Annotated in this window: 18 protein-coding genes; 9 read left to right on the top strand and 9 right to left on the bottom strand. The window is 34.4% G+C overall.

Annotation, left to right across the window (positions count from 1 at the left end):
- Positions 1 to 21: 21 nt before the first annotated feature.
- Positions 22 to 420, top strand: coding sequence for a hypothetical protein (locus SUSAZ_03895; protein AHC51203.1), 399 nt, complete (start codon positions 22 to 24; stop codon positions 418 to 420).
- Here the strand turns inward: SUSAZ_03895 and SUSAZ_03890 are convergent.
- On the bottom strand, positions 383 to 1045 hold the full coding sequence (locus SUSAZ_03890) for an aromatic acid decarboxylase (protein ID AHC51202.1): 663 nt from the start codon (positions 1043 to 1045) through the stop codon (positions 383 to 385). The genes SUSAZ_03895 and SUSAZ_03890 overlap by 38 nt on opposite strands.
- A gap of 234 nt (positions 1046 to 1279) precedes the next feature.
- Between SUSAZ_03890 and SUSAZ_03885 the strand changes: the two genes are divergently transcribed.
- From SUSAZ_03885 to SUSAZ_03860, 6 genes are read left to right on the top strand one after another with little or no spacing between them, the layout of a single operon-like run.
- The gene (locus SUSAZ_03885) at positions 1280 to 2065 is read left to right on the top strand and encodes a ribulose-1,5-biphosphate synthetase (protein AHC51201.1); all 786 of its coding nucleotides are present in this window, start codon (positions 1280 to 1282) and stop codon (positions 2063 to 2065) included.
- Positions 2066 to 2091: 26 nt separating this feature from the next.
- On the top strand, positions 2092 to 2448 hold the full coding sequence (locus SUSAZ_03880) for a 30S ribosomal protein S24 (protein AHC51200.1): 357 nt from the start codon (positions 2092 to 2094) through the stop codon (positions 2446 to 2448).
- The gene (locus SUSAZ_03875; protein ID AHC51199.1) at positions 2420 to 2623 is read left to right on the top strand and encodes a 30S ribosomal protein S27; all 204 of its coding nucleotides are present in this window, start codon (positions 2420 to 2422) and stop codon (positions 2621 to 2623) included. The genes SUSAZ_03880 and SUSAZ_03875 overlap by 29 nt, the downstream gene beginning before the upstream one ends.
- Positions 2620 to 3618, top strand: coding sequence for a protein kinase (locus tag SUSAZ_03870; protein ID AHC51198.1), 999 nt, complete (start codon positions 2620 to 2622; stop codon positions 3616 to 3618). Before SUSAZ_03875 ends, SUSAZ_03870 begins: the two co-directional genes overlap by 4 nt.
- Positions 3609 to 4268, top strand: coding sequence for a serine/threonine protein kinase (locus SUSAZ_03865; protein AHC51197.1), 660 nt, complete (start codon positions 3609 to 3611; stop codon positions 4266 to 4268). The genes SUSAZ_03870 and SUSAZ_03865 overlap by 10 nt, the downstream gene beginning before the upstream one ends.
- Entirely contained in the window at positions 4222 to 4797 is a 576-nt protein-coding gene (locus tag SUSAZ_03860; protein ID AHC51196.1) for a deoxyribonucleotide triphosphate pyrophosphatase, read from the top strand. The genes SUSAZ_03865 and SUSAZ_03860 overlap by 47 nt, the downstream gene beginning before the upstream one ends.
- On the opposite strand, the gene SUSAZ_03855 is transcribed toward SUSAZ_03860, so the two are convergent.
- On the bottom strand, positions 4781 to 5761 hold the full coding sequence (locus SUSAZ_03855; protein AHC51195.1) for an aldo/keto reductase: 981 nt from the start codon (positions 5759 to 5761) through the stop codon (positions 4781 to 4783). The genes SUSAZ_03860 and SUSAZ_03855 overlap by 17 nt on opposite strands.
- A gap of 58 nt (positions 5762 to 5819) precedes the next feature.
- Between SUSAZ_03855 and SUSAZ_03850 the strand changes: the two genes are divergently transcribed.
- Positions 5820 to 6149, top strand: coding sequence for a hypothetical protein (locus SUSAZ_03850; protein AHC51194.1), 330 nt, complete (start codon positions 5820 to 5822; stop codon positions 6147 to 6149).
- On the opposite strand, the gene SUSAZ_03845 is transcribed toward SUSAZ_03850, so the two are convergent.
- From SUSAZ_03845 to SUSAZ_03825, 5 genes are all read right to left on the bottom strand, one after another.
- The gene (locus SUSAZ_03845; GenBank protein AHC52449.1) at positions 6132 to 7091 is read right to left on the bottom strand and encodes a hypothetical protein; all 960 of its coding nucleotides are present in this window, start codon (positions 7089 to 7091) and stop codon (positions 6132 to 6134) included. The two genes, SUSAZ_03850 and SUSAZ_03845, sit on opposite strands and share 18 nt — an antisense overlap.
- Positions 7088 to 7417 (bottom strand): hypothetical protein, encoded by a 330-nt coding sequence (locus SUSAZ_03840; protein ID AHC51193.1) that lies wholly within the window; start codon positions 7415 to 7417, stop codon positions 7088 to 7090. The genes SUSAZ_03845 and SUSAZ_03840 overlap by 4 nt, the downstream gene beginning before the upstream one ends.
- Positions 7418 to 7434: 17 nt before the next feature.
- The gene (locus tag SUSAZ_03835; protein ID AHC51192.1) at positions 7435 to 8202 is read right to left on the bottom strand and encodes a protein L-isoaspartate methyltransferase; all 768 of its coding nucleotides are present in this window, start codon (positions 8200 to 8202) and stop codon (positions 7435 to 7437) included.
- 77 nt (positions 8203 to 8279) lie between these two features.
- On the bottom strand, positions 8280 to 8432 hold the full coding sequence (locus tag SUSAZ_03830; protein ID AHC51191.1) for a CopG family transcripitonal regulator: 153 nt from the start codon (positions 8430 to 8432) through the stop codon (positions 8280 to 8282).
- A 37-nt stretch (positions 8433 to 8469) separates the two neighbouring features.
- Positions 8470 to 9225, bottom strand: a complete 756-nt coding sequence (locus tag SUSAZ_03825) for a hypothetical protein (GenBank protein AHC51190.1) — start codon at positions 9223 to 9225, stop codon at positions 8470 to 8472.
- 49 nt (positions 9226 to 9274) lie between these two features.
- Here SUSAZ_03825 and SUSAZ_03820 point away from each other — a divergent pair, with 49 nt between their 5' ends.
- Entirely contained in the window at positions 9275 to 9604 is a 330-nt protein-coding gene (locus tag SUSAZ_03820; GenBank protein ID AHC51189.1) for a 30S ribosomal protein S25, read from the top strand.
- Positions 9605 to 9620: 16 nt separating this feature from the next.
- Here SUSAZ_03820 and SUSAZ_03815 read toward each other — a convergent pair whose 3' ends face one another.
- On the bottom strand, positions 9621 to 10514 hold the full coding sequence (locus tag SUSAZ_03815) for a nitrilase (GenBank protein ID AHC51188.1): 894 nt from the start codon (positions 10512 to 10514) through the stop codon (positions 9621 to 9623).
- 4 nt (positions 10515 to 10518) lie between these two features.
- Positions 10519 to 14265: a reverse gyrase gene (locus tag SUSAZ_03810; GenBank protein ID AHC51187.1), complete on the bottom strand. Its 3747-nt coding sequence runs from the start codon at positions 14263 to 14265 to the stop codon at positions 10519 to 10521.
- Positions 14266 to 15689: the final 1424 nt, after the last annotated feature.

Genomic DNA, 15689 nt, shown 5'->3' with positions numbered 1-15689 from the left:
ATTTCATGGGTGATATAAGGTTTGGTGATTAGAGATAATGCCCCCAAGCACGAAAGGACTGACTTTGGGCTACAGGAACCTAAACCTACACCTTTAGGTGAAAAGTGTAACTACCTTTGCCCATTTTTCAGATGTAATAAAAAAGCGTTAAGTATACAGAAGAAATACATTAAAGGTACACCACAGAAGATTGGATATTGTATGTGGGTTGGAGACGTATGTATTACCGGAGAATGCCAATATGCTTATTGTGAAAAGAGAGCTTTGTTACCTGGAAACAAATGTGCTTTCGCAGTCAGTAAGAAGAATGGTGAAAATGAGGATATGGAAAAGGAACTAAGAAAGAACAATGACTATGATAGTAAAGTCAAAGAACTACTATCTAAGAAACTTGGTCGCAAGGACGTTGATCTGTTTTAGAAGAAGTATCCCAATGTTTATACAAATTATTCTCTATTCCAAGCATATCTAAGATTTTTCCCACTACAAAATTCACTAAATCATCGAAAGTTTTTGGATTATGGTAAAATCCGGGTGATGCAGGCAATACTATTGCACCTGCATTAGTTACCCTTAAAGCGTTCCTTAGCTCTACAGCCCCTAGGGGAGTCTCTCTCAAAACTAATACCAATTTACCCTTAATTCGTAGAAAGTTTAAAGCTGTACGAGATATTAAATTAGAAGATAAACCGTTAGATATTTCTGCAAGAGTCTTAATGCTACAGGGAACTACAACCATTCCCAGAGATTTAACCACATGACTAGAACTTGAGGGTGGAGCGTCTATTTCTTCCTCCCTATATATTTTACCGTCTACAAATTTACTAATTGTAGAAACTAAATCTAAACCACATTCTTTTTCCGCTACTTTTATAGCACCATTCGAGATAATAATTTCTTGATTATAGCCTAAATCATTTAAAGTTTTTACTGTTCTTATACCATAAATTACTCCACTAGCACCTGATATGCCTACTACAACATTCCTCCTTTTTTCTTTGCTCCTCTCTGTTGTTCTTGACTCTTCAGCCAATCTCTCACCCACATATTGTAACACTGCCTGCTACAAAAAACCCATGGTTTGTTATTACAACAAGTCTTGACCACAATAGGTTCATTATTTATGACTTTACCGCACCAACTGCACCTTACGGCTGTTATATTCGTATTTAATTGCATTGGCATAACTATTACTCTTCAAATAGGTTAATAAGTATGATATAAAAATACATATAAGTGAGTTTATAACCTATTTAATTGATAAGACATGTCAGATTCAATCAAAATCAAAGCAATAGATGAAGTGAAAATTAGCAGGTATATTATAAAGCAAACAATGGAAGATTGGATGAACTTTGTTGAAAATGATGTAGTTATTGTAGGAGCAGGACCGGCTGGTATGAGTGCAGCATATTACTTAGCAAAACATGGTTTGAAGACATTAGTTTTCGAAAGAAGGTTAAGCTTTGGTGGAGGTATAGGAGGAGGTGCCATGCTCTTTCATAAATTAGTGATTGAGAGTCCTGCTGATGAAGTATTAAAAGAAATGAATATAAGACTAGAAAAAGTTGAAGATGGAGTTTATATCGTAGATTCAGCAGAATTTATGGCAAAACTAGCTGCATCTGCAATTGATGCTGGGGCAAAAATTATACATGGAGTTACTGTAGATGATGTAATATTTAGAGAAAATCCACTTAGAGTTGCAGGTGTTGCAGTAGAATGGACAGCAACGCAAATGGCTGGACTCCATGTTGACCCGGTGTTTATATCAGCTAAAGCTGTTGTTGATGCCACAGGTCATGACGCAGAGGTTGTTGCAGTAGCTTCAAGAAAGATACCAGAGTTAGGAATAGTTATTCCAGGTGAAAGATCTGCTTATAGTGAAATGGCTGAAAAACTTACTGTAGAACAAACAGGTGTAGTTGCTCCTGGACTCTATGTTGCAGGTATGTCAGTAACCGAAGTTAGAGGTTTACCTAGAATGGGTCCAATATTCGGTTCCATGGTTCTGTCAGGTAAAAAAGTTGCTGAAGATATTATAAAGGATCTCCGTAACTCTTAAAGTCTATTTCCTATTTTTATTATCCGATGTCTCAACAAATCAAAATTAAGGTCTCAGATAAGGTTGAAGGTATAGTTGAAAGAGATATTCAAAATAATGTTGCCAACAGAAGAGAACTATACATTAAACTCTTTCACATAGGTTCTGGAACTCCATCAAGGAAAGAGCTAGTGAAAGCTATAGCCTCTACATTTAGTACAACTGAGGATCTTGTGGTAATAAAAAAGGTATTTACAAACTATGGATCTGGAATAAGTTATGCAAGAGTGAATGTATACAAAGATAAGGATAGTCTCCAAAAACTTGAACCGCAATATTTAATAGGAAGAGATACTGGGCAAAAGATAAAGAAGGGTGGTAAGAGTGCCCAAAAACAACAATGAAAATCAATCTAAAGCTGTAGTAAGAACTTATTATGAAATAGAACAAGATTCAATAAAGCTAAAGAATAAAAAATGTCCTAGATGCGGTAGTATCATGGCTCATCACATGAAGCCTTTGGAGCGATGGGCATGCGGTAAATGTGGCTATACCGAATTTATAGGTAAATCCAGATGATAATATTAGGAATAGAGAGTACGGCTCATACTTTTGGTGTAGGTATAGTCAAAGAAGAAAACAATAATATCAAATTTTTAGCTAATGTTAAGGATACTTACATACCGCCACAAGGTGGTATGAAACCATCAGAGTTAGCTAGACATCATGTTGAACAAGCACCTATTATAGTGAAGAAAGCTTTACATGAAGCCAAAGTAAATATGAAAGATATAGATGGCATAGCGGTAGCTTTAGGTCCAGGTATAGGTCCTGCATTGAGAGTAGGTGCTACGGTTGCTAGAGCATTAGCTTTATCTTTCAATAAGAAACTTATCCCTGTAAATCACGGAATAGCTCACATAGAAATTGGTATATACTCTACGAATGCAAAAGATCCTCTTATCCTATATCTTTCAGGAGGAAACACTATAATCTCTATCTTCTTTGATAGAAAATATAGAGTTTTCGGAGAAACACTAGACATCGCATTAGGTAATATGATCGACGTATTTGTGAGAGAAGCTGGACTTGCTCCTCCCTATGTTGTAAATGGTGTTCACCAAATAGATATTTGTGCAGACAAAGGTAGGGAGTATGTTGAACTACCATACATAGTGAAAGGACAAGATATGTCTTATTCAGGTTTACTAACTGCAGCCCTAAAGCTGCTAAACAAGAGAAATTTACCAGATATCTGCTATAGTGTCAGAGAAATAGCTTTTGACATGCTATTGGAGGCTACCGAGAGAGCAATGGCTCTTACGGGAAAAAATGAAATTCTAGTAGTGGGTGGTGTTGCAGCTAGTGTTAGTCTAAAGAGTAAACTTGAGAAATTAGCTGCTGATAGGGGGGCTGAGCTAAAAATAGTTCCTTCACAATATTCCGGTGATAATGGTGCAATGATAGCTTATACAGGATTATTGGCGGCTAAACACAGAGTATTTATACCTATAGAAAAGTCCATAATAAGACCAAGGTGGAGAATAGATAAAGTTGATATATCATGGAGATAGTCAGAGAGATAAAAAGAGGAGCGGAAGCTATAATATATGAAGGGTATTTTGCAGGCATACATGCTGTGTTTAAAAAAAGGATAAAAAAGAGTTATAGAAACGATATTGTTGATAGAGCCATTAATGAGAGCAGAACCAAATTGGAAGCTAAAATGATATACTCAGCTCTAAAATCTGGGGTAAATGTACCAGCAATACTTTTGGTTGATCCTATACAATTCCTGATAGTAATGGAATATATAGAGGGTACTACACTAAGGGATATATTTAATCAAGGAAGAAACTTAAGGGAGTTAGGAAAAGAAATGGGCTTAATGATATCTCTTCTTCATAAGGCTAATATAATCCACGGAGATCTAACTACGACAAATATGATATACACAGATGAAGGATTATTTCTAATTGATTTCGGACTTGCTAAGAAAAGTAATGATATTGAGGATTTTGCAACAGATATTCATGTTTTATTGAGATCCCTAGAAAGTGTTCACAGTCATTTTAAAGATGAAATATTTGAAGGATTCAAGGAAGGATACTCTACCATGATGGACTCAGATAAAGTTATAGAAAAAATGAAGGAGATTAGAATGAGGGGAAGATACGTTGAAGAAAGAAGAAAAAAGAGAGATAATACTAGTCACGTCCAATGAGAATAAGTTCAAAGAAATGAATAGTATGGCTCAGAATTCTAACGTCTCACTAATATGGTTTAACATACCTAAGGTGGAGATTCAGGCTGATTCGCTAGAGGAGATTGTTAAATTTTCAGCAATTATAGCGTATAATCAAATCAATAGACCTTTGATTGTAGAAGATAGTGGATTATTTATAGAGGCTTTAAACGGATTTCCAGGACCTTATAGTAATTACGTCAGAAGAAAGATAGGGATGGAGGGGATTATTAGATTATTAGAAGGGGAAAAAAATAGAAAAGCATACTTCTCAACTGTATTAGCTTATGTTGATAGTACTCAACTAAAATTATTTGAGGGTAGAGTATATGGTAGTATTAGTACTGAAATAAGAGGAACCAAAGGGTTTGGATATGATCCTATATTTATACCAGATGGAGTAAACCTAACTTTTGGAGAAATGAGCACAGAAGAGAAGAATAAGTATTCCCATAGAGCTATAGCATTTAGAAAATTTATAGAATATTTAGCTACTTATACTGTTTAGTCTCCTCAATACTCTCGTCGTTTAAATCTCTATAATTTTGTATTGAGTAAGAATACAGATAATCGTATTCTGTTTCGGTTAATTCTTCCAAATTTTCAACTTTTGCAAATTCTTCTAATTCACTAATAGATGCTATATTGGGAATTACTGAGGTAACTCTCCTATTATATAAAATGAACTTAAGTGCTAATTCAGCTAGAGTCATTTGTTTAGACCTTGCAAATGATATAAGGTCTCTTGATCTTTCAATTGCTTTATTTATCCAGTTTATATCCTTATATCTTCTATGAAATTTAGGAACATTATATATAGGCCACTTGGATTCATTTAAAGCGTCTGATGCATGAGGAACTCTAACAAAATGGGCTATGTCATAGTTCAAGAACTCGATTCCTGGTCTTAGTTCAATTAAGTTGTATATATATTCAAGAGAGCCATATCCCATTTTTATTGCCTCTAATCCTTCCTCACCCCATCCCAATGTTGGACCTAAAGCTACACCTATAACCCGTGCTTTACCGTCCTTCCTCAGGCTATCCAAAAAGTCGTACAGTTTTTTATTCCTTATATCATTTATTTTAGGGTTGTGAATCATAAGTATATCAACATAGTCTGTGTTCAAACGTTCAAGGCTTTTTTCAAAAGCAAATGATAGATAATCAAGACTGTAGTTTCGAGGGTATTTCCCATTTACCGAGTTATGATAGAAGTCTAATCCTATTTTAGTTAAAATCACTACTCTATCTCGCTTAGACGAGAATACTTTAGCTAAAATCCTTTCTCCTAATCCTTCTCCGTATACATCGGCAGTATCATAAAAGTTAATCCCTAATTCAAAAGCACGTCTTAGTATGTCTTCAGCCTTATTAACGTCAGCACCCCATTCTTTCGTCACCAAACTCCAAAGCCCAATCCCTAGCTCAGAAATCTCGATCCCTGTATTACTTATAGTTCTTGTTCTCATGCTAATACCCTTCGCATTACTGATTTCTTTTTTGAAAGTAAAAAGATTAGTGTATACAATGCTGGTAAAAGTACCACAAAGAGTTTTTGAGACAATTATATCAGAATTGAAGTCAAAAGTTTACGATTATAATGATAGTATAAAGGACTTTGGAGTATATCTAAAGCCTTATCATTTAGTTTACAAGAACGATAGGAAGTACATTTACATTGGTAAATACTGGTACAAATTGGAAAAGAATAAAGGTAAACTTAGATGGATTTATCTAGGCAGGGAGAAACCATATCCAAATATGCCAGATCCACCTAACATACCTGATTATACAATAGTTAGAAATAAAGATGGTGAATATATAATAGATTCAAAAATTTTAGACTATATCAAATGAGAGTTGGTTCTTTATCTTGTCGTTTATTTTAAGAGCTATACCATTTAGTATTGTTACTAGATCCTCATAATCTAATTTTGTTAACTCCGCAATTGCCAAAATAGACACTACAGATGGTGAATTCATAAATGCGTTTATTGAAGCGTTTCGAGCAAGAACTCTAGCAGCACGTTTAAATGAGGCTAATAAATCATAAGGATTACCTAAGGTGAGAAGTTTTGCATAACTCGTTCTGCTCAATATATTACTAAGTTCATCTGGTCTAGCCATGTTAATTATATCTCTAATTATATCTGATGAAATTTTACATATAGACCTCTCCTGCTCCTTTAACGTGAATGCAAGGGAAACTGCGACATAGTCAACATAGCCACATATAATCTCTTGTGCCTTCATCCTCGCATCTCCGGTTATATTACTAATAATTTGATATAATCGATCGATGAAATAGTATTCTAAGTAGGAATTTATCCGAGATGGCGTTTTATTCCCTGCTTTATCTAGAGAAAATCTAAGAGCCTCCTTATAGGTTCCTTTCACAGTAGAAACTACATCCTCTAATGATTGTGGTCTTACATCAACAAGCTCCTTTAAGTACCTAACATTTACGCCATCTTTCTTGCCTAGAATACTAGCCGATATTACAGCTTCTATATCCTCCATAGTTAGTATAAATTCGTACAAATCCAAAATTTGAGCAGCCACCTTAGAGTTTAATGTATATTGTTTCAATGTTGCAACAGTTTTTACTGCCTTATCCCTCAATAAATTTTCCGCATCCTCTAACTTTGAGGGAATCTCTGGAATTAGACCTTTATCTTTAAGTATTGTAACAGCATCTTTCCAGTTCTTAGTGTCTAATAGCTCTAATACTGTGGATTTGGTTAGAGTATTAGCTTTGTATACCCTAGCTAATGCTGTTATATATACGTTTGTACTCATTTATAAGCCTCCAGAAGTTTTGATATAACAAAATCTACAGCCTTATCTAGATTAGCTTCTGCTAACTGCTTTATTTTATTAATCTCCTTACTTCTCTCTTCACCATATTTTAATCTAAGTTTATTTGCTTCTTCTGCATACTTCCTTTCCAACTCAGCAGAAATATTGGTTACGTATTCTTCTGCTACGGATTTCAATTTTTGGGTAAGACTTTCAGAAAGTAAAATAAGTTTCTTTCCGTCTTCAGCGATCTTTTTCTCTATCTCTTTCAGATTAGTTTCATACTTAACTACGGCGTCCGCATAAACTTTAATCTTTGAAGACATCTTGGTATGAATTAATATTAACTCACTTTTATTCGTTTTCTTCCTCTAATTATATATCCAGTATGGATTACTCCTATATTTCTTGGTCTAACAGCATTCTCCTTCATTTGATACTCCCTTATTATTAACTCCTCCGCATGAACGTCTACGAAATCAGTTAGTGATGGTATTACTTTTTCTATTTGATTTACAGTGGGAACAAATATGATTAAGGATCCAGAGGGCTTCAGTGCTTTTCTCACAGTCTCCATTGCATTCCAAGGGTCTGGCATATCTAAGAATATTGCATCTACATTGACCTCTTCTATACCTTCCCTTATATCCTTTAACTTAAATATTATTCTATCTGAGAGTCCTAAATAGGACGCATTCCTTTTGGCAATATCTTGCATATCTTCCCTAACGTCATAAGTTACGATTTTTGTCGAATTACCTAAAAAATATGCAAGTGAAAGAGTAAGGAATCCTGAACCTGTTCCTGCTTCCACAACAGTACTCCCTGGTTGAACGCCTGAAGAGTAGATTATATATCCTATATCTTTTGGATACAATACTTGTGATAGTCTTTTCAATCCTCTGTATAGATCTATAGGCGTTGGCTTCAGTAAATATGCCTTAATCCCAGTTGAAAGCAGTATTTCTGAACCATATTCTAAGCCTATTAATTTACCTAGATCAATGTAGCCCTTATCTGTACTAAAAACCTTGTTTTGGATTAGCTTAACTAAATATATTCTTTTTGGATCAACCCATATTACTACAGGATCTCCTTCATTTAATGGCATTGGGAAGAATATACTAGGAGTATAATTTAAAATCAGTTCTGATGTCTTATTTCACTGATCAAAAATACCAGCTTTCATCACTTACTATCACTTACCCATAGTTCCTTCCTTATAAAATCATTTAATGCAAGTCTTATAACTTCACTTCTAGATGTATACCTTCCCGTGTTTACCAACTCGTCTATGGCTTCTAGGAATTGCTCCGGAAGCTTTACTGTAATTATTCTCATCCTATATCGTATATATCACTTTGAAACGCTTACATTTTTAAGCGTTTTTCCCTAAATTCTCATACTGACCCCATAAATATTGAAAATAAACCTTTCCTATGTCTATGAAATAAACATGATTTGAATATAGCCCATATAACGATTCCTCAGATGACTTTATGATAAGTAAGATACCCTTATCCGTGATAAGACCACTGCCAAACATTGAATTAACATATTTCTTTTGAATGACTTGTGGCAACTCTATCTTTATATTATCTACCAAAATAACCTTGACGTCACTCCTATATGAATTGCTCTCCAACAATTTCACTATATGATCATTTAATATTCCGTCAAACGATAGTGCAAAATAGTAAATATTGGATGGTTCTGCTAATAATTGGGTAATCATATTAGGTAAATTCTCTGAGGACACTGATATGACGTTATATAGTGACGTCGTTGAAGAAAATAATATACTCATTGGAATGATCAATTCTCTCTCTATTCTTTCCACCATATCCATGATATTTCTCTTTACACTAACCCAGACATCCGTTACTGGATTAGCTGAATAAAGAGATGGCTTTTTTCCCACTCTCTTTATCCATCCCCTAGCCTCTAATTTAGATAGAACAGTATATACTTTAGTGTACGATATATTCATGTTGTTGGAAACGTCTTTAGCTGTCATTTTTCCGTTAACTAAAAGAAGGAAATACACTTTTAGCTCATTTCTACTTATACCGAAGACAGATCCTATCTTACCTATTCTTCCTATTATTTCATCTACTGAAATCTGTTTACTCATGAGAAACGTTTAATAGTTTAAAGGATTAAAGTATTAGCTGGTGTAAGTAATGGGCGGAGCAAGTAAAAAGCCAATCGGTACAATAGAAAAAAGAGTAAAGAAAATGGAGGAAGAACAGCAGAAAAAAGGACAGAAAAGAGCCACTTCAAAGACAGGTAAAGAAATAACATCTAAATCTATAACGATAGACAAAGATACTGTATCCAAAGTACAAGAGGAATTAAAGAAAGAGAAAATTATAACACCGTATGCGCTGGCAAGCAAAATAAATGTGACAATTAGTGTAGCTAAAAAGATTCTTGAGGAACTAGAAAGACAAGGGATGCTTGCGAAAGTTACAAAAAACAGAAGAATTGTAGTTTATCAATTAAATTCTTAAAAATTATTTGTTTTACTTAGTTATCTTCTATCTTTTCTTTATCTACAATCCTCTTTCTTTCTACACCTTTCATTTTCTTGGCGTTTTTACAAAGACCTAATATAATATTTTCTAAATTACCTACTTTACCTAATTTATCCTGACTCCCGCTCTCCTGTAGAAGCACTGTTGTCTCGACGTATAATACAGTATCATCTTCTTCAGCTTGCTTGTACACTAATGAGTTCACACTGGTAACAAAAGTTGGCGAACTACCTATAATATCTCCATTTTCGTCCTCTATCATTTCACCAACTAAAATATACGGTATTTCGTTTTCTAGAGTTCTTGATATAGCTACATGTTTAATAATGTCACTACTGTTGTTCTTTGAATATGCCTTAATTGAGCCAATAACAGCAACACTGCTTCCTAACGCCAAAATTCTATTTATTTCTGGCGAAAACAAATCGTCTTCTGATATAATTCCGTATCGCTTGTCTAATGACAAGAACATTGGCTCTTTTCCTGAAGATATTCCTAGCCTCGTATCTTTCTCGGATATTATGACTTTACGATATTTACCTATTATTTCACCTTGAGGTGAAATAATTAGACTGGTAAGAAATATTTTTGGACCGGCTTGCTCTAAAATTGGACCAGCCATTAAGTGAACTTCTCCCTCCATCGCTAAATTAATTAGCATTTCACTTATAGAACCTGGAATCTTCTCAGCTAAATTTCGTATTACACTACGAGATTTCTTCTCGTTTTCATAGACCTCAAAAAGATTCCCTATAGGAAATAATGAGGGAAGGACTACCAGTTTAGCTCCTTTCTCTTTAGCCACTTTTATTAGTCTACGAGCTTTCTCGATGTTAGCTTTTCTACTAGCTTCTTTTAATCTTAAATGAAGTAAACCTATGAGCATTTTTTCACCGTATTTCGTTTATTTCTTCATAAACTTGCTTCAACACTTCTTCATATTTTTCTTGACCCGCCTCAACCATATCCATCAACTGTAACAATTTTCTTGTTCTATCCTCTGAAACAAATCTACCGTAATTTTCATTTAAATACTTATTGACCTCTACGCCTAGCCTTGTTGGTATTAATTTTTTAGTTTTAAGACTTTCTAAGACATAACCTCTTCTAAGAATAGTACCTATAATTGTTGCATAAGTACTAGGTCTGCCGATCTTTTTATTCTTCATCTCCATAACTAAATCTGCCTGAGTATATAAATTAACTGTGCTTTTGATAAACGAATTGGAAATTTCAATTGAAAACTCTGCTGGTATTGAACGACCAAGTTCCCTCAACCTCTCTGCAACGGACCTTGATACATTCCTTACGGGTACATATGCAAATTTAGAGATTTCAGTATCGATACCGGGCAAAGTAATCCCCGTTATAACTTCTATTATATTTTGATTACTATTTATTTTTTCTTTCTTATTTTCGCCATATAATTCTATTTTAACAATTTCTTTGCGAACTTTTAAAGGAATTATTTGACTAGAAATAAATCGTCTAAATATTATATCATAGACTTTGAAATGATTATTAGTTAATTTTTTCGCTAACTCTAACTCACCCTCCTCTATTAACAATCTTAGTTGTTCTACATCGATAGGTTTAGTTGGTCTAATCCCTTCATGAGCTCCGCCGTCTCCCCAACTTCTTGGTTTAAAAATATTAGTGTACTTATTGCCAAGAACATCTTTCAAATAGTTCTCTGCTACACTAATTCCAGTATTTGATATCCTGTTACTATCAGTTCTATGATAAGTTATAAGTCCAAGTTCAAAAAGATCTTGAGCAATTCTCATGGTCTCTGGTGCAGAAAGACCAAAGAAATTGTTAGATTCAGAAAGTAATGTATCTGTGGTATATGGCGGTAGAGGACCAAACTCTTCCTCCAATTGATTAATATCATTAAAAACTACAACAATTTTACTATTCTTTCTAACACCATCTTGCTTAGGTACGTAGATAACTATATCTTGCAACTGGTCTATCTTTCCATAATATACCCTACTCTTATTTCTCTGATATTCGGTGTACCTGCCAACTATCCAGCTTAAGACAGGAGTTTGAACCCTGCCTGCACTCAGATTCTTATTTTCATTACAGTTAAGCTGTTTATTCGATGATAGAGATTTACAATATTCAGGCCAAAACCTAGTCTGTAATATTGACGATAGTTTAAACCCTATCCATCTATCCTCGATTCTTCTTACCAATTGTGATTTAACTAAATTTACGTTAAATTCTCTAGGCTGATTAATAGCTTGTAATATAGCTTTTCTGGTTACTTCATGAAATTCAGCTCTCCTGATATTACTGTTGTAAGGTCTTAAAGCTAAATACAGATCCCATGCTATTTTCTCACCTTCTGTATCAGGATCAGTGCCTATTAACACCTCGTCAGCCTCTACGGCTAAATTCCTTAAAACGTTTATAGATTTCAAACTATCGTAGCGCACCTTTGTTGTCATACACCTAGGACACTTATTTGATTCAAAGAAATCGGTAAACTGATGATTGTTTTCACACTTCTTTATACTATTATATATAGGAATGAAGACTAAAGAGGAATTCTGTTTCATTATATCTACTCCATAAATACCCATGTCCTGAGTCGTTAAGTCGTAAACATGACCACCAGATGCTGTAACCATGAGAACTTTATCACCTAGCACTGTCTCATATACTCTCATATTTCCAATTTGCCTAATACTAGGTCTTGAAAAGAAACTGGATATAGTTTTAGCTTTATTGGGAGATTCTACAACTAGAAGAACAGTCTTAACTTTTTGCAGTGCAGGCGCCACATTACCCTCATTTTTCAGTTTCGATATCTCATTCCTCTCTTCATTAATTTTTGAAATTAGATACTTTATTTCCACGTCTCCTGCTGTCCACTTTTCAACATCTAATTCTCGCCATTGTATATCATCTAATATATATTGCAACTTTTTATTTAGAAGTCTAAACAAATTAAAATCATCGACTAATAGAACAGATAGACCAGTGGTAACATCTCCTGCATATATCCTGGACGTTCTTCCGCTAGCCTGAACATAGGTAAGATAGTCTGGAATTAATATGTCATTATCAGGAGATAATACGAAATCGCCTATCTCGCTTATTCTCTTCAGGACATTTTGATTACTAAGATACTTATTCAACAAATCATATGCTTTAAGTAATATATTATCCTCTAGTTTACCTTCCTTTGCCTGAACTGATAACATGGTTAATGCTGCAGGAGATAGCCTTCGTATTTTATCCTTAACTCTTCTTGATATATATATAACTTCTTGATCCTTTGTAATGAGCGCTATCAAACTTAATAATCGACTTAAAGTGAGTAGATTTACCTTTTCTCCTAATCTGAACTTGAACTTAGGTATTCCGACAAATATTGAGTACTTTACCCTCCAGGGAAGATCTAACCCTCTTACAAGAATACCGTAATGGGTTGCAGAACCGATTAATACGTCTATTTCACCATTAGCGAAATCATCTATTTTAGTTGCTGATGTCGAGGTTATGGCAGCTACATTGAACTCATTACTTAACTCACTTTGTAATCTTTTAATATATTCTTGTTTTTTGTCTACTGGCACAAATATTAATCCGCCGTCGCCCAACTTATGCAGGAGAGATTTAATTAGGTTAAAAGTCTCTTGTTCTTTATCAGGCTGCTTAACATACATGTCATATACTTTTCTAATATATATCACTGAACTTCCTGGCTTAAATCCCACTAATGACGTCAAAATTGGATTACTACGATTTAAGGTTGCTGACGAAAATATAACAGTCTTTGATGCTAACCTATCTTTTCTAATTTTATCTATTTCCTCAAAAATGTATTCATTTTGTTCATTTTTCTGAGTATTTTCTCTATATTTTTTCAAAGTCTCTTTAATTTTGTCTTGGTCATTAGGCGTAAATCCTAATAATTTAAGAATAGCCTGTGCACTCTTGCTAGACTTCAATGCGGTATCCACATCGTCTACAAATAAGAACTGATAACTAGTTGAGGAAATCTGGTCTATATTATCAATCAAAAATCTATTTGTAGATATGAAAATATCAAATATCTTTGACTGTAATCCTTCATCTGCCTCTTTTCTCTCTGAAGCTGACATTCCTGAGTAATAATAAATGACTTTTGGAGGATTCTCCTTTATCTCGGCTAGATTTTGTATATAAGAGGATAATTTATCAATAGCTTGCCTTACAAGGCTTTTAGTTGGGAACACTAATATTGATTTCTTGCCTCTTAAATAGAGGTAAATAGATGAAATAAGACCAAAGGTGGTTTTGCCTAAACCAGGAGGAGCTATTATTGCAAAGCTCTCTCCGCTTAGCAACCTATATATCCAACTTTTTTGAGGACCGAAGGGTGGAAAGCCTAATAATCTCTTAAATATAGAAACAAAACTTTCATAATCATCTAGCACTCTCTGAATATCTTTCAATTTAATTAAATTCCCCTGTTTTTCTATGTCCTTTATTAAGTCCCCAATATTTTTATATTCTTTATCGTCCTCTAGACATATATTGCATACTGATCCTAGAAGTAACCTATATGTCGAAATAGATCTCCCACAATTAGGACATGAGAATAAATATATTGAGGGTGGAATATCACTCAAAGACTGCACACAGTATTTTATTACAGTTAGACTTATTTAAAAAGGTTAAAGTAATATGTCACATGAGTCAAAGTATTAAGTTTAGAGTTACTGAAGCTAGACAGAGAGACGTTGGAAAAAAAGTAGCTAGAATTTCAGAAACTTCCATGAGAAAATTAAATGTAGAAGCTGGAGATTATATAGAAATTATAGGACAAGATGGAAATTCTGCTTTAGCTCAAGTGATGCCTGCATACGATATATCAGATGACGAAATTAGAATAGACGGTTACATCAGAAAGTCTATAAAAGTTGGAATAGGAGATGACGTAACTGTCAGAAAAACCAATGTGTCACCAGCAAGTAAAGTAGTATTAGCACCGACACAGCCAATTAGGTTTGACAATAGTTTTGTAGAATATGTAAAAGATACACTAATGGACAAACCATTAGCTAAGGGAGAGACACTTCCAATACCAATCTACACAGGAACCTTAGAACTGACAGTTGTGAATACACAACCCTCAAATTACGTTTATGTTACAGGTAGTACAAATATTGAAATAAAAGAAGAACCGGTAAAAGAGAGCTCATTAGCTTATCCTAAAGTAAGCTGGGAAGATATCGGCGATTTAGAGGAAGCAAAACAGAAAATAAGAGAAATTGTGGAATGGCCCATGAGACATCCAGAACTATTCCAGAGACTAGGAATTGACCCACCCAAGGGAATACTATTATACGGCCCACCAGGTACAGGTAAAACCTTACTAGCAAGAGCGTTAGCAAATGAGATTGGAGCCTACTTTATAACCGTTAATGGACCAGAAATAATGAGTAAATTCTATGGGGAGAGCGAACAAAGAATAAGAGAGATATTTAAAGAAGCCGAAGAAAACGCACCGTCAATAATATTTATTGATGAAATAGATGCTATAGCACCAAAAAGAGAAGATGTTACTGGAGAAGTAGAAAAAAGAGTAGTAGCACAGCTATTAACACTTATGGACGGAATTAAAGGAAGAGGTAGAGTTATAGTTATTGGTGCCACTAACAGACCAGACGCAATAGATCCTGCTTTGAGAAGACCAGGTAGATTCGATAGAGAAATTGAAATAAGACCACCAGACACCAAGGGGAGAAAGGATATACTTCAAGTTCATACTAGAAATATGCCTATTACAGATGATGTTGATCTAGATAAATTAGCCGAGATGACATATGGTTATACTGGAGCAGATTTAGCGGCTTTGGCAAAAGAAGCTGCAATATATGCACTAAGAAGATTTGTAGACGAGAAGAAATTAAACCTCGATCAACCAACTATTCCTGCAGAGATAATAAAGGAACTAAAAGTATCTATGAACGATTTCCTGAATGCACTAAAATCAATACAGCCATCTCTATTGAGAGAAGTATATGTAGAAGTTCCTAAAGTAAATTGGAATGATATTGGA

The sequence above is a fragment of the Sulfolobus acidocaldarius SUSAZ genome, from assembly GCA_000508305.1.
GTDB lineage: Archaea > Thermoproteota > Thermoprotei_A > Sulfolobales > Sulfolobaceae > Sulfolobus > Sulfolobus acidocaldarius_A.
This window is presented reverse-complemented; position numbering and strand designations above follow the sequence as displayed.